The following is a 22903-nucleotide window of genomic DNA, read 5'->3' as shown; positions in this document are numbered from 1 at the left end:
CGTATATTATCTTTAATACGTGTCAAATAAACAATCATCTGACAAGCAACCTGACACGACCAAACTTACGTTATGAAAAAGCTTTTATTATCCGCGTGCGTTGTCCTCAGTACAACGCTCCCCTCCTTTTGCCAGGTAAAAGATTTTAAAACCATCGACAATGGTGGCACCGGTCCTTACAAAGCCATCGCGGCCAGCGAAGCCACGCTACCGCAACATGTGGTATATCGGCCGAAAGATATGACCGGTGCGGCGAAGGCGAATGGCCCCCTGCCGGTCATTGCCTTCGGGAATGGCGGTTGCTTTAATTCATCTATAGAAACAGAAAGGATGTTGTCGGACATTGCTTCACATGGCTACGTGATTATTGCCATCGGGCCACTCGTAAAAAATGGTGTGCAGGACCGTACGTCCACGCCGGCCTCGATGTTAACGGATGCCATTAACTGGGTCAGCCGGACGAACAACAAAGATTACAAGGGAAATGTCGATACCAATAGGATCGCAGTGATGGGGCACTCCTGCGGCGGCGCGCAAACGATGTTCGTATCCGCAGATCCGCGGGTGAAAACATCGGTGCTGTTTAATGCGGGTATGGGCGATATGAAGATGGCAGGCGCCGACCGGACTTCCCTGTCAAAACTACATCATCCTATCCTCTACATGATTGGCGGGCCAACGGATATTGCGTACAAGAACGCGGAACTGGATTACGAGCGTATCCAACACGTACCTGTATCCATCGCCAACCTGGACGTAGGGCACGCCGGCACTTTTGCTAAAGAATATGGAGGCGCGTTCTCTGGAATGGCGAAGGATTGGCTGGACTGGCAACTGAAAGGCCGTAACGAAAAATCAACAATGTTCCTGGCAGATTCAGCTAAGCTTACATCTGGCTGGCAGATCAGGTCGAAGAATTTCGTAAGCACATCTGCAAAAACTGCGGCGATGGACTCCCTCCTGCGTTCATTCGTGGATCAGGGCAAAGTGAGCTGTGTCGCGGCATTTGTGGCGAAAGGTGGCAAAACGCTTTATCATAATGCGCAGGGGTATAAAGACCTGGAGCGCAAAACCCCGGCTTCGCCGCAGGACTATTACATTCTTTTCTCTCAAACCAAAGCGGTAACCACTGTTGCGTTTATGACGCTGGTAGAACGGGGATTGGTGAAGGTGGATGATCCTGTTTCGAAATACTTTCCGGGTATTCCGGATAGTGTAGTCATTGCCGTTGAAAATGGAAATTATAAAACACGGCCTGTAAAAACACCGATGACCTTTGCGCACCTGATGTCACATTCATCGGGAATAGGGGCCGGACTGGCCGGTCAGTTAAGGCGTGCGGCCGCGCGGCCGGGTGGCGCAACCGCTGGCGGACAGCGCACGGCGGATGCCAGTATGAACGCCCGTTACCTGAAAGATGATATGCTGGCACTCGCTAAATATCCACTTGGTTTTGATCCGGGATCTGAATGGAATTACCATGTAAGTACAAATATGCTCGCTTACATGGTGGAAGTAATTTCGGGCAAACCGTTACGTCAGTATGTGAAAGAAACCATCCTCGGACCGCTGGAGATGAATGACACCGACTGGTACTTTGAGCCCGGGCGGCTGGCACGGTTTGTAAAGGCGTATAGCTATGCAGATGGAAAGCTGGAGGCGGCCTCGAACCGTTATAGCGAAGGCACGGTAAGCCCGGTACAAACCTATTGCGAAGGAGCTATTGGCCTCAACGGCCCGATTGCAGATTACGCAAAGTTCTGCCAGATGTTGCTGAATAAAGGCGAATGGAACGGACGCCGGATACTGAAGCCGGAAACCGTTACGCTGATGACCACGGTGAACCAGCTGCCCGAACAGAATGGAGGCGGTAAAGGATTTCAGTTCGGACTTGGCTTTGAATTGTACAATGCACAGAAAAAGCCGGTACCGGAAGTGTCTAATACCGCTTTCGCCTGGGGCGGATTGTATGGCACGGAGTACATCATAGATCCGGAGAATGATATGATCGCACTGTTTTACCTGAATATGCCGAAAAGAGACCGGCTTTACCCGGTGTTTTTGAGTAAAGCGTACCAGCTTTTTAAATAGTGCCAGATAGCAATTATAGTACATGCTCAGCGAGGCGCTTTTACGCCTCGCTGAGCACACCCGGTACATTAAACTATTTTAAGTACCAGCGCATACGTAACAGCTGGTTTATTTTCGGGCAATGTTACTTCGAGGTACTCCCGGTTGCGCGCGAAGGCAAGTTGTCCCGCTCCGGGCATTTCCACTTTCGAGATCGCAGCGGGGCGATAACTGCCACCTTCGGCAAGGCTTTTAATTTTTACTTTTCGATCTTCCGGCCAGCCATAAACGATGGCATACAGTGTATCTCCTTGTTGGGTGAAGCGGATATCTTCTGCACCGAACGGGCGTCCTTTTCCTTCGTTAAAACCTTGTGCTGAAATAGCCGCAGCTTCGCTGATCGCCGGGCCTTCTCCAAATATCTTCCAGGGACGCGTATCGTAAATACATTCGGAGTTCACCTGCATCCAGGCGGCTACCTCTTCGAGGATCACCAACTCTTTTTCATCGATAGATCCGTTTCCTTTTACGGGCACGTTGAGGAGGAAATTACCGTTCTTACTTACTACATCTACTAATGTTTGCACAACGGTTTTGGCAGATTTATACCAATTATTTTCATACACCCGCTGGTCATAGTGCCAGTTGCCGAGACAGGTGTCGGTTTGCCAGGTAAAAGGTTCGAGCCGGTTACTTTGCCCCCGTTCGATATCCCACACCAGGCATTTACGTTGTTGCTCATTCAGGATCTTCCCGTTCACCACACCCTGCAACTTTCCCTTATTCCGTTTGATACTGCGGTTGTAGTGATGCGCAACGATCTGCAGGCCGATATCATTTAATTCATGGAACGGCAACACCGTATCATCGAAGTAAATGAGTTCCGGCTCGTATTTATCTATTAATTCGATCGTGCGCTTCAGGAACTTTTCGCAATAAGCCTTAGACGGCGGCGTGGCGCCATTGCCCCACTCCCAATGATGACCGGGCTTACTGAGCGGATGATTCTGCGCATAAAGCTCCTGCGGATCGAGGCCGTCCCACCACTTGCCTTTACCATCGGCGGCGGTGACGTTACCGTCGTATGGGATACCAGCCATCGGGCCAGATTTATCCGACCGTTGTGCTACTTCCAACCAGTTCCATGCATGCGATGCATGTACACTTACGCCGAATGGCAGCCCGGCTTTTTTTGCCGCCTTCGCCCATCCGCCGATGATATTCTTTTTGGGGCCTACCTTCACCGAGTTCCACGACTGATGTTTAGAATCCCAGAGGTCCAGGTTGTCGTGGTGATTGGCCATGGCAAAAAAGTACTTCGCCCCTACTCTTTTATAAAGAGAAACGAGGTATTCGGGATCCCACTTATCTGCATTCCATTGATTGATGACATCCTTGAAACCAAATTTAGACGGATGCCCGTACTTCTGCACATGGTATTTATATTGCCCGCTACCCTCTTCATACATGCCTCTTGCATACCAATCGCCATATTCCGGTTCACATTGCGGGCCCCAGTGTGCCCATATTCCGAACTTTGCGTTACGGTACCACTCCGGCACGGCATAACCGCTCAAAGACTCCCAGGTTGGTTTAAAAGGTCCGTTGGCGATAGCAGCATCATCTCCCGGAAAAAAGGCGCCGGCTTGTTTGGCGACAAGGTAGGCCGGGATGGACATGCCAAGTTGTTTGATCAGTGTTCTCCTATTCATGGTGGCTGATATCTTTGTTCGTTAACTGAAATATTTTGTTCATCAATATCCATTTTTGTCCGTCATGTGCCCAGGGAAGCGGTTGTTGGAACTTCCACATTAATGCCTCCCATTCCTGCACCTTTGGATTACCGGCATCGAGGTTCGATTTTCGTTCGAAAGAAAAATTCTCCTGCGTTTCCATGATCATAAACAGGCGATTGCCGGTACGATAGATTTCCATATTCTCGATACCCGCATCTGCAATGCTTTTGCGCACCTCGGGCCAACCGTTTTCCGCCCTGTGCCATAATTCATATTCTGCGATCAGCGCCGGATCGTCTACAAGATCGAGCGCCAGTGTGTACCTTTTCATATTTTAATATCGACGTGGTTTTTTAAGCTGAATAATAGATGACTTTCCCGATCATATACTTCGTGTAAATATCTCCGGAAACAAGGGAGGCTATGAGCGCACCAGTAATTTCAATACGTATGTTTGTTTTTCGTTTCGTTGAACAGCGCATCGTCGATGGGCGACGGCAGCTGGCCGGGCTTACAGGCCGACGAATCAAAATTACCTTCCGCAAAAGAACTTACACACTACAAATAAGACTTTGTTTTGTATAAATCCGACCATCGGCAAAAGCCGTAAAAAAACTGGCGACGACGACCTGCGCAATAAGAATATTAGCTTAATTTTAGCAGTATGAGTAGAAGACTTCTGAAGCACTCTTTTTCCCTGCTCCACGTAGATCACGTTCAACTGGATACGAAATGGAATTATAAACACGTGATCAGTCCATACTACCGGATGTACTATATCGATGAAGGCGAAGGGATGGTATCGAACGAGCAGCATAAACTAACCCTTGAGCCAGGATTCCTCTACCTGATTCCCAGTTTTACCTTATGCAACCTGAGTTGCCCATCTTATTTAAGCCAGTATTTTATCCAGTTTTTTGAAGAGGCACCGGATGGCATATCGCTGTTCTACCACAACCGCGCACTGATGAAGGTCCCTGCATCAGACACCGACATTGTCAATATCAAACGCATCCTGGCAATTAATCCCGGACGCGGCATTAACAGGTCGGACAATCCGAAAGTGTATGAAAAAGATGTTTATTACCGCGAATACCAGGAATTGAATCATTTGCAAAGTGATGCGATTTACCTGGAAACGCAGGGCATCCTGCTGCAGTTGATTTCGAGATTTGTGGGCAGTGAAAAAAACACGATCCATCAAAACCCGATCATTCCATCCAAGATATTAGACACGATTGCCTACATCCAGATCAACCTGAAAAAGCCGCTGACCATCGCACACCTTGCTGCCCGCATCAACCAGAACCGCGATTATTTTTCCCGCCAGTTTTTGGAGTTTACCGGGATGCGGCCCTTAAATTACGTGCATGAAAAAAGGATCGAGCGGGCACAATATCTTATTGCGGCGAGCAGCGCACCCTATGCAGACATTGCCGAAGAAGTAGGGTTCGACAGTCTGCCCCATTTTTCAAAAGTGTTTAAAAAGATAACCGGCAATACCCCGAACCGGTACCGGCAGCAGCATCGGTCAGTCAACACCATCTAGCAGAGAATGGCATGTTTTTTTCGCCGGTATGCCCATGAAACATTTTACATCCGTTACACTGGCGTTCCTGGCCGGCGGGCTTTTCATCTCCCTGCTTGGCTTTAAAGAGAACAGCATCAGCAAACCCTTACCGGCAGATACGCTGCGGAATACGTTGCAGCCGGAGGTACCGGCAGCAATGACCTTTGCCGGGGAAGCCGTGCCCCTGGACCGGTGGGATGTACGGGAACGGCTCGACCGCGAACTGTTGTTTAATTACCACAACAAGCCGCACATCCTGTATACCATCAAGCTAGCCAACCGCTACTTTCCCATTATTGAAGAAAGGCTGAAAGCCAATGGCGTACCGGATGATTTCAAATACCTCTGTGTAGCGGAAAGCAACCTGGTTGCCACCGCCATTTCGAAAGCAGGTGCAGTAAGCTTCTGGCAATTTATGAATGGCACCGCGCCCAATTATAATTTATCCGTGAACCAGCAGGTAGATCAGCGGTACGACATCCGCAAATCCACAGATGCTGCCTGCCGTTACCTGAAACAGGCCTATGCCCGCTTCGGCAGCTGGACGGCCGCCGCGGCTTCCTACAACTGCGGGATGGGCGGTTATAATTCACACGCCAGCTACCAGCGTACGCAGCATTATTACGACCTGCATCTGCCGGAGGAAACCAGTCGTTACATCTTCCGGATACTGACGTTCAAACACCTGATGTCGAATGCGGATGAACTGGGATTCCATCTGGCTGAAGAAGATAAATACCAGCCCATTGCTTCTCGCGAAGTGACCGTATCACGTTCTATACCCGACCTGGCGGCGTTTGCGATACAGGAGGGCACGAATTATAAAACATTAAGGCTGATGAATCCCTGGGTACGAGGAAAATCATTGAGTGTAGCGGCGGGCAGTACGCACACGTTGTATCTGCCGGCTAAATAAGGTTGGCAAGGGTCCGATACATATCGGGCCCTTTGTTTTTATTGTTTGTTCAACCGCCTAAAAAAAATTCCCGCCAACTATAATAATTATTTTCTACTTTACTATTCGGAAATAACGTGCTATATCAAAGCGGGTGTCAGGCGAGTCGTCTGATCTATCGACCACCGGCGCCCATTCAACCAAAATCGCCCGTTTCCGGCCCATAGCGAACAACTGAAGCAATCCCCCCACACTACATTGCGTTGCCGTTATGCCGCCAACCCGGCGCGTACACCCTGCCAGCGTATCCATGCATTAATATGTAATCTGTTTTATGAAGCATCATCACCTCAAATTATCGACTATGATCAAGAACGCATTATTGCTGCTGTTCGGGCTGTTAGCCGGCAGTATGGCCTCGTATGCCCAAACGACGGTCAGGGGCAAAGTTACAGACAATACCCAGGCGGGTGCGCCGGGTGTGAGCGTACAGGTAAAGGGCACCAATACAGGGGTCGTTACCGCAGGCGACGGCACCTATACCATTGTAATGCCGGCGAATGGCAATACGCTTGTGTTTTCGCTGATGGGCTTTACCACCCAGGAAGTGGCCGTTAATGGCCGCGCGGTAGTGGATGTTGAAATGCAGCAAAACACTCAGGCGCTGGATGAAGTGATGGTCGTGGCTTACGGCACTGCGAAGAAAGGTACTTACACGGGTGCCGCGTCTGTGATCAAACAAAATGATATCAAAGATGTGCCCTCCACCTCCTTCCAGAATGCGTTGGTGGGACGGGCAGCCGGCATACAGGTGACTACTTCTACGGGCCAGGCCGGCGGCACCCCTGCCATCCGCATCAGGGGTATGGGGTCGATGAATGCGAGTAATGAGCCTTTGTATGTGATAGACGGTGTGCCCGTCGTATCCGGCGACCAGGGCAACCTGAGTGGCTCTTACATTGGTTCCAATAACGTGATGAACACCTTAAATCCGGCCGACATTGAAACGATCACTATCCTGAAAGATGCGGCCGCGTCGTCCTTATACGGCTCCCGCGCAGCCAACGGCGTGGTGCTGATCACGACCAAAAAGGGGCGGCAGGGTAAACCTGCGGTGCGCCTGGCCTCTTCTATCGGCTTTACCCCTTCGTGGGCGACCGATAACTACGAGACTGCAGGCGTGCAGGAACAGGTGAACATGCTCTACAGGGTGTTTCATGACTACCGCACCTCCGCCGGGCAAACGCCGACACAGGCTAATACGTATGCGCTTAACCAGCTGAATACGCGATTCAACAAACATGGTTATAAGTTCGCTACCGCCGGTACTGGATTGAATGAGAACGTGAACATTACAGGTATGACAGATGGCCTGGTGAACCGCGAGGGTACGTATTATGATTGGGAAGATGCGTATTTCGGTACGGGCATTTACCAGACGAATGATCTCTCTGTAAGCGGTGGCGATGCCAATACCACCTATTACACCTCGCTGAACTATACGAAAGATCAAAACAGGATTAAGATCAATAAATTCGACCGTATTTCCGGCCGTGCGAACATTACTCAGAAAGTAGGCAAACACCTGGAATTTGCCACGAACATCGCGATTGCGCGTAACGGGCAGTCGGGCTTCAACGATACACGCAATACCGGCGCTAACTACTTCTTCCAGGTGAGAAACCTGTTATGGCCTTTTTACTGGCCAACCGATTATAAAACAGGGCTGCCATGGACGGCGCGTTACGGCAGCCTGGCGCAGAACAACGTTTACTATAACGACCGTTGGGACAATGAATCCATCACCAAACGGTTCTCGGTAAATGAGGCCATCACCCTGAATATACTGCCGGAGTTGAGCCTGAAATCTGTTTTTTCTTTTGACAACTCGGCCATCAATGATCACCTGTATTACAGCTCCATCCACTACAACGGCGCGGCTACTAACGGCGTGGTGAATGAGACCAGCGCCAACATCAGCAAACTGGTTTCATCCAATACCGCCAACTACGCAAAACAGTTAGGTAAGCATAATGTAACCGCACTGGCAGGTTTTGAAGCGGAGAAAAACAAGGTATCCTTCCAGAGTGCCACCGGCACTAATCTTCCCTCCAGTTCGTTAGCGACACTTTCCACCGCCGGTGCGTTTACTGCCAGCGGCTTCGACTACGGGAATGCGATCGTTTCGGTGCTGTCGCGGTTAGAGTACAATTATGACCAGAAATACTTTGCATCCGCCTCTTATCGTCGCGACGGTTCTTCCAAACTCGCACCGGAAACGCGCTGGGGCAACTTTTGGTCAGGCGCAGCCTCCTGGAAGATCAGTGGAGAAGAATTTATGAAAGATGTGGAAGTGATCAGCAACCTGCGCCTGCGGGCATCCTACGGTATTAACGGTACGCTGCCGACGCAGAACTACGGATGGCGCTCCCTCACCAACTATACCAACAAGTACAATGGTAACGCTGGCGGTTTCCTTGCCACCAACGCCAATCCGGACCTCACCTGGGAAACAAACTACACCGCCAACGTGGGCCTCGACTTCGGATTGTTCGCACAACGCCTTACCGGTAGCATTGAGTTCTTCAACCGCGACTCCCGGAACCTGTTGCAGGACATTCCCATCTCCACGACGACCGGCTTCGGCAGTGCGTTAGGCAATGTAGGCGAAATGAATAACCGGGGAGTAGAAATAGAAGTGGGCGGAGACATCATCAACAACGCAGACGGGTTCAGATGGACTGCTTCTTTGAACGCCTCCTTCATACAGGCTAAGGTGACAAAGTTGTATGGCGGCCGGGATATTATCTGGTACGACCCCACCGGCGGGGACTCCCGCGCCCAGTTCATCTACCGCGAAGGGCAACCCACGCTTAGCTTTTATGGCTTTGAATGGGCGGGCGTAAATCCGGAAACCGGCGCGAACGTTTGGTATGTGAATGATCCTGCCGATTCAAAAACCGGCGATTTCTTGTATAACGGGCGCGGTGCTACGAACAGCTTTGCCAAAGCGAACTACAAAATCATCGGGAATGCCATGCCCGACGTATATGGCGGCTTAAATACCGACGTTTCGTACAAAGGCCTTACCCTCGCCTTCAATTTCATTTACAAGATCGGTGGACAGTTATATGATGGGGCCTTTAAAGATGTGGCAGACGATGGCTATTACTGGGAAAGGATCAGGGCACAGGAAGTATGGGATAATATGTGGACGCCGGAAAGAAAAGGCGGTACCCTGCCCCTGCTGCGTGGCACGGACTTAACCGACCCCATACAACACAGCAGCCGGCAGCTGCACGATGCCAGCTTCTTCCGGCTTAAAAACATCAACCTGGCTTATGCCCTACCCACCCAGTTGTTGCGCAGGGTTGGCATCTCCAACGCAAGGGTGTTTTTTAACGGCACCAACCTGCTGACGTTCTCCCGGTACAAAATTGCGGATCCCGAGGTGAACCAATACGGCACCCGCGGATGGGAAACGCCGATCGGCAAAACCTACACCTTTGGCCTCGACCTCAATTTCTAATTGATAAAATTATTGAAGATGAAGAAAGTGAAAATACTATTGGCATGCATGGTTACGATCGGCCTGTCATCCTGCAGCAAATTCCTGGACGAAAAACCCTCTAACCAGGTAGATGCCGGCACCTCGATCAAAACGCCTGCCGATGCACAGATCATGATCAACGGTATTGAACGCAGCATGACCAACGGCGACTATTACGGCAGGAATTTCGTTTTGTATGCCGATGCCAAAGGCGGCGATATGACCATTCCATCGCAAGGCCGGGGCAACGACGGCCTGTACACCTTTAACCACGCTCCCACTACGGGCAGTTATTCCGGGTATTGGTCACAGATTTATTTTGTATTGCTGCAAGTGAATAACCTGCTGCAAAACATTGCGCAACTGGAGGCAACGGGCGTTACCGGCTTTGATACCTATAAGGGACAGGCGCTTACGCTACGGGCGCTGATGTACTTTGACCTGGTGCGACTGTACGGTAAATCGTACGATGACAACAAGACCGCTTATGGCGTACCGAACATCACGACGCCGATCCCATCTTCCGCACAACCGCTGCGCAATACTGTGGAAGAAAACTATACGCAGATACTCGCCGACCTGAAAGCCGCGGCCCCTTTGCTTGGTAAGACAAAAAACAACGGCTTTATCAACTACTTCGGCAACATTGCGTTGCAGGCCCGTGTTTACCTGTACATGAAGGATTATATGAACGCGTTGAAGTTTGCGGAAGAGGTGATCACGACCAGTCCTTATGTACTTTACACCAACGGCAATTGGGTCGATTCGTGGAAAACCCAGTTTGGTACGGAGTCTATTTTTGAACTGGGTATTTACCCGCTGGAAGGAGACCTGGGGCTTACATCCCTGGGGGCCTATCTCCGGAAAAAAGGAGAAGGCGGCAGTAATGTGCTGGGCTGGTACATGGCGAGCGACTACTTCCTGACCCGGTTGAAACAAGACCCGGCGGATGTGCGCTGGGGCGTGATGAATGATGATGAATTGTCCACCCCGGCTGCTCCCCGCAAAGGCGCCCTGTACAAATACAATGGCAGCACCACATTGGCCGGCGATGGAAAGACCACCCCAACAGCCGTGAACATTAAAGTGATACGCCTTTCAGAAATCTACCTGATTGCTGCCGAAGCTGCTATGCCCACCGATGCAGGCAAGGCCGCCACTTACCTGAACGCTATTCGTAAACGCTCGCCAAACTTACCCGCCGCCACCGCTGCTACGGTAACGCTGGATATGATCCTGGAGGAAAGAAGTAAAGAGCTGTTTGGGGAAGGACACCGGTTCTTTGATATGATCCGTTTGAATCAATCCATCACGTTCAATGATGAGGTAATTGGTTTAACCGTGGCCACGCGGCCGAAAACGATCGACAGAACGTTCTTTAAAACCCTTCTTCCTATCTCGCAGACGGAGATTAACGCGAACCCGGGGTTACAGGCACAGCAGAATCCACAGTACAATCAATAGCTTAAAGGCTGATGGAGGGCTTTGAGCATCGCTCTCCATGGAGCCCGAAAAAAGAGAGGCTGACCAGTACTTTTTGGTCAGCCTCTCTTTTTTGTATCTTCACCGCATGATAGATTTGTCGCATGGAGAAGGCCAGGTCCAACTGGTGAAAAGTTTCCAGGAACTGGTTGCTACGCCATTCTCCGGGCAGATGAATGCGATTTGCTGGGAGCGCGAACTGGCGGGCGATTTCGCTGAGATCGTTAACAAGCTGCCGTTAAGCGGGAATATTACAACGGTTGAGGCGGATGAGCTGCTTGAACTACAGCTAAGTGAGCGGGGACAACTTGCCCGTGACATCCTTTTAAATGACATGGCGCTGTTACAAGCACATGGTGCGTCGCCGAGCCTGAACGTGATAAAATACTATGACCGCGATGATGCGCTGCCGTTCTTTGCTACCGACGTTTATTCGTTTCACGTAGACCGGTCGCCCGTACCGACGGATACTTTCTTATGCACGTATCATGGCGATTCGAGCGATATACTGCCCAACTCGCAGGGCGTACAGAAAGTACTGATCCCGGAGATCCGGCGCGAGCTCAGGCAACTATATGACGGCCCGGAGGAGGGCTTTGAAGCGTTTTTAAGTGAGCACTTCTTTGACCTGCATTACCAGGCGAAACCAGGGGCACGTCCGGTGAACCTGGGCGTCGGGCATTTGTGGCGGCTGGCGGTCGATCATCCGGAAAGTGCTGTGCCGCCTTGTTTGCACAGGGCACCGGAGGAGAAGTCGGGGGTGTACAGGTTGTTGTTGATTTGCTAAGATGTTAACTCATCCTCCGCAACCACTTCCGCACCGGTTCGTCGAACCATTTCAAACTTACATAAGCCAGTATAATTGACCCTACGAGCGTCGCCAACGCATATGGCCAGGCCTCCGCGATCGTTACGCCTTTGTTGTTACTCACCCAGGCCACATAGAAATACACCAGCGGATAATGCACCATATACAACGGATAAGATATATCTCCCAAAAACTTACACGCCTGGCGTTCGCGGGGTTGATGCAATACACCGCTCGCACCGATGTACACGATCGCGGGGAAAACCACGGTGATACAGATCGCTTCGTATAAACCATTCAGCCAAAGATGTTCCGCGCCGCCGATACGGGGCATGAAAAGCACTGCGATGATCAGCAGCGTCGCCCATAGGAAAGCGTTCTTGATGTAAGTGGGTTTCGCGACGCGTGACAGTAATAAGCCTGCAAAGAAAGGATACATCACGCGGGTCATGCCGGCGCGCATATGTTCCCAGTTGAGCGTCCAGCCGCCGGTGACGTCGCCATTAGGATTGGTAAGAACGAAATGAAAAAGGACGGCGGCAGCGATCAATACGAAAACGGAGAGTGCTTTATTGGATAATTTTCTAAGGCCGATAGCGTATAAAATATTGGCGATGTACTCGAAAAATAAAGACCAGCCCACACTGTTAAGCGGATGCATCTCCTGCCAGCCGCGAATGTCCATCGATAAAGGGATGGGGAATATCGTGTAGCCGATGAGCATAACGACGAGCAACTTCCATACGGGAACTGTATGGATAAGTGGCCATATCGCGGAATCAGTGAAATAGAAACCGATAGCACCGAGCGTCATACCCAGTATCACCAGGGGTTGAAGGCGTTCGAAACGACGCCTGAGAAAGCCGCCGATAGTGAGTTTGTGCCAGCGGTCATCGTATGCATAGCCGATCACATATCCAGACAACAGGAAGAAGAAATCCACCGCCAGGTAGCCATGGTTGATGACCTGGTCGAGATGACCGGTTGAAAGTGGCTCGAACAGGTGAAAACATACTACGATCACAGCGGCCACGCCACGCAATCCGTCCAAAATAAGATAATGCGGTTTTGTGGCAAGTTGGTGGTTATCCATCGACGTCGGTACAGTTAGTGTAAGCGGTAAATATAGTAGGAATGAGCACGAAATCGCAGTATTTGTTGGTGTTGAAACAGATTGAACAAAAAATGAAACAAAATGCACAACGGTTCCATGGGTTGTTATTTACTTTACCGATCTTTTATTTGAACAAAGATATTTACATGACGAGATTGGTTATCATCAAAACATTTGCGGCCATAGCGGGTTTATTCGCAGGCACGCAGCTCCACGCACAGGAAAGACAGGCACCGGCTTATCCCCTGATCACACACAATACCTATTTCAGCATCTGGTCGCACACCGACCAGTTGAATGCCTCCACTACACAACACTGGACCGGCGCGGATCATTCTTTACTGGGACTGATTAACGTGGACGGCCGTATTTACCGCTTCATGGGTAAAGCCGAAATAAACTATAAAACCATTGTGAGCGCGGCCGATGAAACGGCGTATAACGTTCGCTATACGGAAGCTAAACCAACAGGCGACTGGACTGCCGCCAACTTCAGCGATGCGAGCTGGAAATCCGGGCAGGCACCGATCGGCGACGATGCAAAAACGGCTAAAACCAGCTGGAAATCGAACAATATCTGGGTGAGAAGAACATTTAATGTAAGCAACCTTTCTGCTATCAACGAACTGTTCCTGAAACTGAACCACGATGATAATATCGAGGTATTCCTGAACGGTAAGCAGGTGTACGACAAAGTGGGCTGGACCAGCACTTTTCAATATCACCCGCTGTCTACATCCGACCTTAAAACAGGACAAAACATCATCGCCATCCACCTGAAAAATACCGCAGGCGGCAGGTTCCTGGACTTTGGCCTGGTAGATAAAGTGAAAGACAACACGGAGAAAATTGACTTAGCGACACAGAAAGACGTGCGCTTTACGGCCACCCAAACGATCTATGACTTTGCCTGTGGCAATGTAGACCTGAAACTGACCTTCACGTCCCCGTTGCTGCTGAACGATATGAAGCTGCTTGCACGCCCGGTTTCCTACATCACGTACAATGTGAAGTCGAACGACGATAAAACACACAACGTTAAAATATTCTTAGGCGCGTCGTCCAACATCGCTGTCCACCAGCCGATGCAGCCGGTAACAGCGCGTAAGTACGCCAATGGCGGCCTGTCCATCTTAAAGGTGGGTACTGTGGAACAACCCATCCTCCAAAAGGGAGCAGATGACATGCGCATCGACTGGGGTTACTTCTACGTGGCCGCTCCGCAAGCGTCAGGCGCGGTGCAGTACATCACCAAAGGTCCTGATGCCGCGGGTACTTTTACCAAAGGCGCTTCTGCATCCACCATTACAAATGGAAAATCGTTGTCGCTGAATACCGTTATTCCCATCAGTAAAGTGGGCAGGGAACCGGTTGAGCGCCAGCTGATGCTTGCCTACGACGAGATTTATTCCGTTCAATACTTCAACACGAATCTGCGCCCCTGGTGGAATAATGATGACAAACAAACGATCGAAGGCCAGCTGGCAGATGCGGCGAAGGAGTACAAATCAGTGACAGAAAGATGTGTTGCCTTCAATAAGGAATTGCAAGAGGAAGCACTCAAAGCCGGGGGCGACAAGTATGCGCACCTTTGCGCGCTGGCCTATCGCCAAAGCATTGCCGCACATACGCTGGTGAAAAGTCCGAAGGGCGAAGTACTGTGGCTTTCAAAAGAAAACAATAGCGGTGGATTCATTAACACGGTGGATGTTACTTATCCGTCTGCCCCGCTATACCTGCTTTACAATCCCGAGTTATTACAGGGCATGCTGAACGGCATCTTTTACTTCAGTGAAAGCGGTAAATACCCACACCCATGGGCGGCTCACGACCTTGGCACCTACCCGATCGCTAACGGACAAACATACGGAGAACCCATGCCGGTGGAAGAATCAGGCAATATGATCATTCTCACCGCAGCCATTGCCAAAGTACAGGGTAATGCCGATTATGCGAAGCTACACTGGAATACACTGACCACCTGGGTCGATTACCTCGTGAAAGAGGGACTGGACCCTAAAACGCAATTGTGTACCGACGACTTTGCCGGTCACCTCGCCCGCAATGCCAACCTATCAGTTAAAGCCATCGTAGGCATCGCCTGTTACGCACAGCTGGCGGAAATGGCTGGCAAACCCGACGTGGCGAAAAAGTACCGCGCGATCGCGGAGAGCATGGTGCCTAAATGGATGGAGATGGCTGATGGCGGCGATCATTATAGCCTGACGTTCGACAACAAAAACACCTGGAGCCAGAAATACAACCTGGTATGGGACAAGGTGCTCGACCTGGAACTATTCCCGCAGAAAGTGTACGATACCGAAACCAACTACTACCTCACAAAACAACAGCGATTCGGCCTGCCCCTGGACAGCCGGAAAACGTATACCAAAAACGACTGGATCTTATGGACGGCCACTTTCGCACCGCAGCGGGAACAGTTCGACCAGCTGGTGGCACCCGTATACGAACATGCCATCGCCACCCCGTCGCGCGTGCCGCTGAACGACTTCTACGATGCCATTACCGGCATCCGCGAGAACTTTAAGGCAAGAAGTGTGGTGGGAGGTTTTTATATGAAGATATTGGCGGACAGGATGCGGAATAAATAGGCGCATCTATTGAGAAAAGAGGCTGCTCGTTACGGACGGGCAGCCTCTTTTTTAATACCATCTGCCACCAGGCGGATTTTTTCGCCGAGTTGATGTCCGCCCGTTTCTATTTCACAAAAAGTTGCTGAGGGCAGGCGCTGCCTGTATTTCGACAAGTGATCAAACGGCACCTCGTCATCATCTTTACAGTGGTAAAAATGAATCCGATAATCCTTCGGAAGATGCGTGGCGAAGTCTGTACTGAGTTTCAATCCTTGTTTCCAGTCCTCACTGCCGGTCCAGAAGGGCGTTGCGATCAGCCATACTTGCTTTGCGCCGGTTTCGACCTTGTTTTCAGACAAGTATTTCAGCAACATGGACGCGCCGAGTGAATGCGCCACGACCAGGTCAAAGGCTTTTATCAATTTCCCGATCTGCGCAGGCCAGCCGAAATCGGCCGCCTGATCATCGGAAGCCAGTTCCGGGTACTGAACCTCATAGTCTGCTCCCAACGCCTGCTGAAGCGCTGCGACCAGGGTTTTATCGGCGTTGTAGCCGTCTTCTCCCCCTCCCTGTATAAAAAGCACTTGTTTCTTCATATGGAAAGCAAACTGTTTTCTTTGTTGTACTTCAATTTGTATTCCAGGGGCGACAGTCCGGTAATACGGTTAAACACCTCGCGGAAGGCCCTGGGATCGTTATAACCCACCTCATACATGACCTCATTCACCGTTTTACGCGTGGCCTCCAGTTGTTTTTTCGCTGCCTCTACCCTTACGCGTTGGAGGTAATCCAAAGGATTAAATCCTGTCGCTTTTATAAAACGCCTGTCGAAATTGCGGCGGCTCGTGCCCAAGGTGGATGACAACTGCTCGAACGACATCTTTTCCTGGTAGTTACGTTCTACGAATTGCTGTGCGTCCAGCACCAGATCGTCCGTATGTTTTTTGTAGCCGCTGAATATCGAGAACTCCGCCTGCATATCCCTGCCCATGTCCACCTGGAAATATTTGGCGCAATGCAGGGCGGTGGAGCGGTCGTAGAACTTCTCTACCAGGTACATCAGCAAATTGAGGAAAGAATAGGCGCCGCCATTTGTGTAGATACCATTTTCATCCGTGATGAGCCTATCCGTTTGCAGCTGTACATCAGGGTACAATTCCCGGAACTCATCTGACAAGGCCCAGTGCGTAGAGCAGATGCGACCTTCCAATATACCGGTGGCAGCCAGCATGAAGCAGCCTGCACACATACTGGCGACTTCTGCGCCTGCGTGGTGCTGACTGGCCACCCAGTCGATCAACAACCGGTTATGTTTGGTCGCCTTATCATAACTGCGGACCAGCGATGCCGGAATGATCACCAGGTCGGTTTTCTTCACCTCATCGATCGCTACATGGCTGACGACCGACATCATTCCCTGCGTGAGTACAGCGCCCTTAACAGCGCTCACCAGCTCTACCTTAAACGCGTTTCGTCTGGCAGCGCGATTCGCTTCCGTAAATACCTGGAAGGCACCTACGATGCAGGCGACCGTACTCATCGTGGTTTGATCATCCGGGACCAGGATACTGAGGTGTTTCATCTACCAAAAATAATTAAAATAGATGTCCGGATCAGCCCCTTCAAATGTCTATTTAGACCCCTAAGCGAGGGCATTTTTTGATGTTTCTTTGCCTAAAATCAACGACAATGGATCACAAATCTTATACAACCAGCATGACCTCCGGCAAATCTGCCAACGACGTGTACCTGGCTATAAAGAACATCCCCGGCTGGTGGACCGAGAATTACGAAGGCAAAACCGGTAAAATCGGCGATGAATTTACCGTTACCTTTGGCGACACGTTCATTCACTTGCAGCTGAAAGAGCAACTCGTGAACCACAAATTGATGTGGGAAGTAACAGGCGGCCACAAACATTTCCTGGAGAACCCGAAGGAATGGGTCGGCACGAGTATTCAATTTGACATTGCCAACATCGACAATGAAAAGACCGAAATCACCTTTACCCATCACGGGTTGGCGGCGCCATTGGAATGTTACGATATTTGCACTACCTCCTGGCATGGCTACCTGCATGGCAGCCTGAAAAAACTTATCGAAACCGGCGAAGGCAACGCCGATAAAAAAGAATAACATGTACAGCATCCATCATCAGTTACTGATCGCCGCTCCCCTCCAACAGGTTTATCGCGCTATTACCAGCGTAGATGGCCTAAGCCACTGGTGGACGCCTCGGACGGAGCTGCTCAGTTCAGGCGCCCCCACGCTCCGCTTTCACTTCGGCAATGGATACTTCAAGGATATGATCATTACCGGTCAGCGGGAAAACACCTCTTTCCACTGGAAATGTGTAGCCGGCGATCCGGAATGGATAGGCACTACACTTTCGTTTGAATTGATACATGATGAACAGGTTGATCAACCGGAGATGAAGGGGCAGGTGGAACAGGCGGCCAGCGACCGTGGCGTGGTACTGCGGTTTCAACATACGGGTTGGCGGGAGAATACGCCAAACCTGGCCGAGTGTAGTTATACCTGGGCGATGTTCCTGAAAAGTTTAAAGCTGTATTGTGAAACGGGTGTCGGGAAGCCGTGGCCGGGGCAACATAAATAGCTTTTTCAATTCGGGACGCAGTGCGTCCCGAATTGATCAAATCATTGATTATCTGCTTTTTGCAACCAAATAAGCATCGATACGCTGCTTTACATTTGCGCGGACGTTCAGATAGAAGAGGTTCATATCCAACAAGTGCAGGTTACCTATAGCCGATGCCAGCCTGGCAATACCCGGCATGGGTACATTTACTTCGTTGTACCCCTTCACCCACACTACATTATATTTTTCGTGCACACGGGCGCGTATTTCACTCCGGCTGCGCTTTTGCAGGCGTTTGTCCGGCGCATCCATATAAGCCGCTTTATCTGACCAGTCGTTGCCCGGCAACCAGGTAACCGGATTGATACACAATGCGCCTTCCGCCGTTCTCTTATCCTCCTTACCGATCTGGTTGCTCTCGTAGGTACGCCAGGTTAACACGCAGCCTGTCTGCGTGGGAGAAGTACCCAGTGGGATCTGTTTGAAGTCGTTCCTGTCTATTCGCCACCCCACGAGATAGGCGACCACCAGTTGCTTTTGCAGCGGCTTGCCGTCAAAGAACTCCTGCAGCAAACGGATGCCATGAAAAGCACCCTGGCTATGCCCCGCGATGATGATCGGGCGGCCGTGGTTATCATGTTTAAGATAATATTCAAAAGCCGTTTTAAGATCCTGGTAAGCGGTATCAAACGCATTGTTTGCCGCCTGGTCGCGTTGAAAAAACGCTCTCAGGTGCGCCTGGCGGTAGAATGGGGCAAACACCCGAGCGTGGGCATTGAAGATGGTCGCCTGTTGATGAATGAGCTGTCGTTCGGTGAGTTCGTTGATCTTTTCGTCATGGATATCGGCACTCAACGGGGCTTTACGGAATCGCTGTACGAAACTGGTCGGGTGTAGAAAAAATACATCTACAGCTGTATCACGCGTTTCTCCTTTGAGGAATAGCGGCACACTGTCGGCGGCGTCCAGTTTGTGAGGATGGGCGGCCCAGTATTTCAGGCGGGTATAATCGGGTGCAGGCTGGGCCTGTGAGAATTTAGCGAACAGTAAAAACAGGATGGGCCAGTACTTCATATCGGGCTTGCGTTTATGGGTATGTACGCGGCAATTATCGTGCGGAGATTGAAGAGGTTTATCAGCCTGCTAGATGCTAATTCCGTACTTCGAAAGCTTTTGAAGAGACTCATACGCTTTTATTACCGCTTGTTCTTTTACAGCACCTTTCTTTATCAAAGCCGCCTGCACAGAATTGACGTTAGCCAGTTCCAGGCTATTGAATATCTTCGTCTGACTGGCCAGATCAAAAATTCTTCGCCATTCTTCCTTTGACAATAATGAAAGCCTGTCATAAATAAATTTAATATCTAACTCCTCCCGCTCCTCCATTTTGGACAGTGCTTTTATTTCGGCCACCAGGTCCGGATGTTGCTGAACATAAGATATCACCTTCGCTCCGAAAGACACTTCTCTTGACATAAGGTTTTTATCCTCCTTTAATTTTTTCAATATGTCAAAAGCAGTTACATAATCAAAACCGTCTGGATTAACTTTTGCAATGTAAGTGAGGAAACCATCCCAGAACTTAATGCCCATTTTTCGAATCTCACTTACAAGGAAAATATTATCCTCAGAGCTTGAATCAACCTCCAGCTCAATTTCCCGTTGCTCCTTTTCTTCTTCAGAAATCAAATGTTCGTCCAATGTTATAAGCAGGTCTTCCATAAACACGGCATCCTTCAATTTTTTCCATGAAGATTCCCTTTTTGCATACTCAGATATCAGCGTATTGTTAGCTTCTGCAATCAGATGACGATGTACAAAGATGAGAAGCTTCCTTAAAGTATCTGATATAACATCATCCACCTTTTGTGCCTCGTATATCTTCCAGAGATCTATACGATTTCCGGTCAGAAAATAGAAAAATGAAATGGTGTAGGCTACCGTAAACGATTTTAAGTTTGTGTCGCCAATCGCATCTGCGTTCTTCCTACCAAAAAGTTTATCGGTCGTCCTGAAAAGGATAGCATTAGCAATCAGCTTTTTGTAGAAATTATCCCCGGGAAGCCTATTTTTTGCAACCTTATCACTGATTTTTTTGATAAAGTGATTGAAATTTTTTTGAGAGCCCTGTGAGACAAAATGTGGCTCCTGCTCCCACAAGTTGATAAACTTTGCTACGTCAGACTTCACAAATTTCAGCTGTGAAGGGTTTTGCTCCTTGAACTTTTTCTGGTCGGACGGCGATTGTTTATTCAACGTCTCACGATACTGCCCGTTAGCCCGCTCGAAGAACCAAAGATAGGATTGATTCCTGTTTTCGGGATTGATGACATACTTTTTGCGGGACATATTCTCAATCTGAATAAAATATGGATTGTTGGATGACAGATCCAGTTCGGAAACCTTATTCTGGCTGTTGGCGAATCTTGAGATATTGGGCACTTCCAGATTTTTCTGATTCCTGTCCTTAATGACTGTAAGTTTCATCTGAACAAAAATCCTGCTTAGGTCTGCATCCTTGAATTTTTTTTGAGTGTGATAGAGAGATGCCGTCGTCTGTCCTCCATTTACAATCTGAAAGTCGTTCAGCCTGGTGATCACCAGTCTATTTTCGTCAATTTTCGTCTCAACACTCTCAGCGGTAGCAGTTATTCCATTATTATAGGGTAAAAACATATGTGGCTTGGTGCGGATCGTATCTTTTATACCTTTGTTGTAAACGCCAGTTTGTCCCAAAAAAGCACGCACGTTACTTTCCAACAGTTCATTGGAGTATTCTTTATAGAGCTTAGCCAATACTACTCCCGGTACAATTGCAAGATAACAATCGTAAAGTTCATCAATGTTTGGAACCTGCAGGCACTGTAACCCCTTCCCGTCGGCAGAAAAGGCTTCAAAATCGATCTCAATCGGCTCATGCACACTATTGGATTCATTTATTTTAAAGAGCCGGGAAATATCCCATGTATGAACGTAGATATCGATTCCAGCGATCTCAATCCTCTCCTTCTCGTGATTCGAAAAGCCGTTTATCAGATAGTAGACGTTGATCCTATCGAAGTCAGTCCCTTGCTTGCCGATCGCCTTGACAAGTTCGTTCAGTTCAGTATTAGACGGATCTATATAATTTATATGTCTTTTCAAAGCAGCATTGATAAAACGCTTTACTTGCGCAAGTGACTTCAGATATTCGTCCTTAGTAATATTGTACTCATAGTTGTCGGTACGATAGCTGGTAATAAATAAATCGAGCGTACCAAAGTAAGTTTTACCATTTTCCTCTTTAAAGGAATCTTTCAGGCAATAGCCATTAATCTTCCAATCTATGCCACCCTGATTATTTGGATGAATATATGACAGCGCTCTTGCACCCTCAGATTTCCCGATCTGTTCAAAAACAGCGATACAGTATTCTGTGAATTTATCCTCGAAACTTACACCTTCACCATCAGAATAAACAAGAGAGGACACCTCAGATTTTAGCTCATCTATGTAGCTTCTTAATGCTCTTTCCATCAATAGACTTTTTTAAGGATTTCGTCCGGAAGCACTGAAAAGGGGGCTGCGGCAGATAATTCTATGAAATAAGCTGTATCATAAACGCCCGGAGGAAGAATATCCCGGGTTATCCGCGGAAAACCGCCTGTAACCGCAAAGGTCAGCATCTGTTTAAGCGCGTACATCTTACCGTAATAACTGGCATGATCGTCCATATATCCGGCGACCAGCAACTTCTCATTAAAGAGCTTAAGCTCACCAGGCGACCCGGCGATTTTTAACCTGATCTGCGAAATGAGTGAATTTAAAGTAAATCCATTCTGCCTAACCTCTTCAGCAATATATAATACTAGATATAGCTCGTCGATATTCAGCGTATCAAGTTGCCTTTCACTGCTAATACTAACTTTCGGATACTTAGAAGATGTCAGTTTTACCTCTACCCCTGTTGCTCCGAAAACGAAATCCTTATCCCCAAAATCGACTCCCGTCCATCCATTGAGAACAGGAGCTATCTTCTTCTGATTGTCGAGCAACCAGTTGATGAACAGCAGCTCTCCACACAGTCCCTTTTGCTGTTCAACCCTTAAGCCGCTGAAATTAATGGTATCAAACAGCTTTTTCCATTTTTCAACTACTTTAAGTGTTTTTGCGAGTGCATCACTCTCTGTGGCGACGTCAATAATGTCGTCCACTACGTTCTGAATGAATAATGCAAAAACGTCGCTAAGCTCATCCTCCAGCAAATAAATAGTTATTTCCGTCCTATCTTCTAGTTCAATATCAAAAATCTCAATTCCTTTGAAGCGATAACTTTTCAACTCAGGTATTTCCAGACTTTTTGAAACGGACATGATATACAACCATTGACCTGTAACATTGTTAGTTGCTACAAAGCAATTTAAGCCGGGAATGTCAATTTTTGTTCTGACAACTATTGTTGCATCCGGCTTTTGATCCGACCAAAGTGATTTTACATCCACCATA

General features: G+C 49.1%; 17 protein-coding genes. 9 read left to right on the top strand and 8 right to left on the bottom strand.

The window, feature by feature from the left end:
- The first annotated feature begins 72 nt into the window (after positions 1 to 72).
- Positions 73 to 2091, top strand: coding sequence for a serine hydrolase (locus MKQ68_RS07685; protein WP_264282783.1), 2019 nt, complete (start codon positions 73 to 75; stop codon positions 2089 to 2091).
- A gap of 68 nt (positions 2092 to 2159) precedes the next feature.
- Here the strand turns inward: MKQ68_RS07685 and MKQ68_RS07680 are convergent, their stop codons facing one another.
- Both MKQ68_RS07680 and MKQ68_RS07675 read right to left on the bottom strand, forming a co-directional pair.
- Complete coding sequence (locus MKQ68_RS07680; protein WP_264282782.1) at positions 2160 to 3782, bottom strand: alpha-L-fucosidase; 1623 nt, start codon at positions 3780 to 3782, stop codon at positions 2160 to 2162.
- Positions 3775 to 4137: an L-rhamnose mutarotase gene (locus tag MKQ68_RS07675; protein WP_244838223.1), complete on the bottom strand. Its 363-nt coding sequence runs from the start codon at positions 4135 to 4137 to the stop codon at positions 3775 to 3777. Before MKQ68_RS07675 ends, MKQ68_RS07680 begins: the two co-directional genes overlap by 8 nt.
- A gap of 333 nt (positions 4138 to 4470) precedes the next feature.
- On the opposite strand from MKQ68_RS07675, the gene MKQ68_RS07670 reads away from it, so the two are divergent.
- The 5 genes from MKQ68_RS07670 to MKQ68_RS07650 all read left to right on the top strand — a co-directional run bounded on the left by MKQ68_RS07670 (position 4471) and on the right by MKQ68_RS07650 (position 12090).
- On the top strand, positions 4471 to 5355 hold the full coding sequence (locus tag MKQ68_RS07670; RefSeq protein WP_264282781.1) for a helix-turn-helix domain-containing protein: 885 nt from the start codon (positions 4471 to 4473) through the stop codon (positions 5353 to 5355).
- A gap of 34 nt (positions 5356 to 5389) precedes the next feature.
- Positions 5390 to 6292, top strand: coding sequence for a lytic transglycosylase domain-containing protein (locus MKQ68_RS07665; protein ID WP_264282780.1), 903 nt, complete (start codon positions 5390 to 5392; stop codon positions 6290 to 6292).
- Between the two features lie 343 nt (positions 6293 to 6635).
- On the top strand, positions 6636 to 9800 hold the full coding sequence (locus MKQ68_RS07660) for a SusC/RagA family TonB-linked outer membrane protein (RefSeq protein ID WP_264282779.1): 3165 nt from the start codon (positions 6636 to 6638) through the stop codon (positions 9798 to 9800).
- Between the two features lie 18 nt (positions 9801 to 9818).
- Entirely contained in the window at positions 9819 to 11285 is a 1467-nt protein-coding gene (locus MKQ68_RS07655) for a RagB/SusD family nutrient uptake outer membrane protein (RefSeq protein ID WP_264282778.1), read from the top strand.
- A gap of 106 nt (positions 11286 to 11391) precedes the next feature.
- Entirely contained in the window at positions 11392 to 12090 is a 699-nt protein-coding gene (locus tag MKQ68_RS07650; protein WP_264282777.1) for a DUF1826 domain-containing protein, read from the top strand.
- Between the two features lie 4 nt (positions 12091 to 12094).
- Here the strand turns inward: MKQ68_RS07650 and MKQ68_RS07645 are convergent, their stop codons facing one another.
- On the bottom strand, positions 12095 to 13162 hold the full coding sequence (locus MKQ68_RS07645; protein WP_264282776.1) for an acyltransferase family protein: 1068 nt from the start codon (positions 13160 to 13162) through the stop codon (positions 12095 to 12097).
- A gap of 209 nt (positions 13163 to 13371) precedes the next feature.
- Here MKQ68_RS07645 and MKQ68_RS07640 point away from each other — a divergent pair, with 209 nt between their 5' ends.
- Positions 13372 to 15837 (top strand): glutaminase family protein, encoded by a 2466-nt coding sequence (locus MKQ68_RS07640; RefSeq protein ID WP_264282775.1) that lies wholly within the window; start codon positions 13372 to 13374, stop codon positions 15835 to 15837.
- A gap of 29 nt (positions 15838 to 15866) precedes the next feature.
- Here the strand turns inward: MKQ68_RS07640 and MKQ68_RS07635 are convergent, their stop codons facing one another.
- Positions 15867 to 16415 carry an RBBP9/YdeN family alpha/beta hydrolase gene (locus MKQ68_RS07635; protein WP_264282774.1) on the bottom strand — a complete coding sequence of 183 codons (549 nt, stop codon included), beginning with the start codon at positions 16413 to 16415 and terminating at the stop codon, positions 15867 to 15869.
- On the bottom strand, positions 16412 to 17401 hold the full coding sequence (locus MKQ68_RS07630; protein ID WP_264282773.1) for a GlxA family transcriptional regulator: 990 nt from the start codon (positions 17399 to 17401) through the stop codon (positions 16412 to 16414). The genes MKQ68_RS07635 and MKQ68_RS07630 overlap by 4 nt, the downstream gene beginning before the upstream one ends.
- Before the next feature lie 107 nt (positions 17402 to 17508).
- On the opposite strand from MKQ68_RS07630, the gene MKQ68_RS07625 reads away from it, so the two are divergent.
- Both MKQ68_RS07625 and MKQ68_RS07620 read left to right on the top strand, forming a co-directional pair.
- The gene (locus MKQ68_RS07625; RefSeq protein ID WP_264282772.1) at positions 17509 to 17955 is read left to right on the top strand and encodes an SRPBCC domain-containing protein; all 447 of its coding nucleotides are present in this window, start codon (positions 17509 to 17511) and stop codon (positions 17953 to 17955) included.
- Between the two features lies 1 nt (position 17956).
- The gene (locus MKQ68_RS07620) at positions 17957 to 18436 is read left to right on the top strand and encodes an SRPBCC family protein (RefSeq protein WP_244838273.1); all 480 of its coding nucleotides are present in this window, start codon (positions 17957 to 17959) and stop codon (positions 18434 to 18436) included.
- A gap of 48 nt (positions 18437 to 18484) precedes the next feature.
- Here MKQ68_RS07620 and MKQ68_RS07615 read toward each other — a convergent pair whose 3' ends face one another.
- The 3 genes from MKQ68_RS07615 to MKQ68_RS07605 form a co-directional block, all read right to left on the bottom strand.
- Positions 18485 to 19492, bottom strand: coding sequence for a DUF3089 domain-containing protein (locus tag MKQ68_RS07615; RefSeq protein WP_264282771.1), 1008 nt, complete (start codon positions 19490 to 19492; stop codon positions 18485 to 18487).
- Positions 19493 to 19561: 69 nt separating this feature from the next.
- Positions 19562 to 21934 carry an AIPR family protein gene (locus MKQ68_RS07610; RefSeq protein WP_264282770.1) on the bottom strand — a complete coding sequence of 791 codons (2373 nt, stop codon included), beginning with the start codon at positions 21932 to 21934 and terminating at the stop codon, positions 19562 to 19564.
- Entirely contained in the window at positions 21934 to 22902 is a 969-nt protein-coding gene (locus MKQ68_RS07605; RefSeq protein ID WP_264282769.1) for a PD-(D/E)XK motif protein, read from the bottom strand. The genes MKQ68_RS07610 and MKQ68_RS07605 overlap by 1 nt, the downstream gene beginning before the upstream one ends.
- Position 22903 lies beyond the last annotated feature (1 nt).

Origin of the sequence: Chitinophaga horti, assembly GCF_022867795.2 — a bacterium.
Lineage (GTDB): Bacteria > Bacteroidota > Bacteroidia > Chitinophagales > Chitinophagaceae > Chitinophaga > Chitinophaga horti.
The sequence above is the reverse complement of the archived record's forward strand: the minus strand, read 5'-3'. Positions and strand labels throughout refer to the sequence as shown.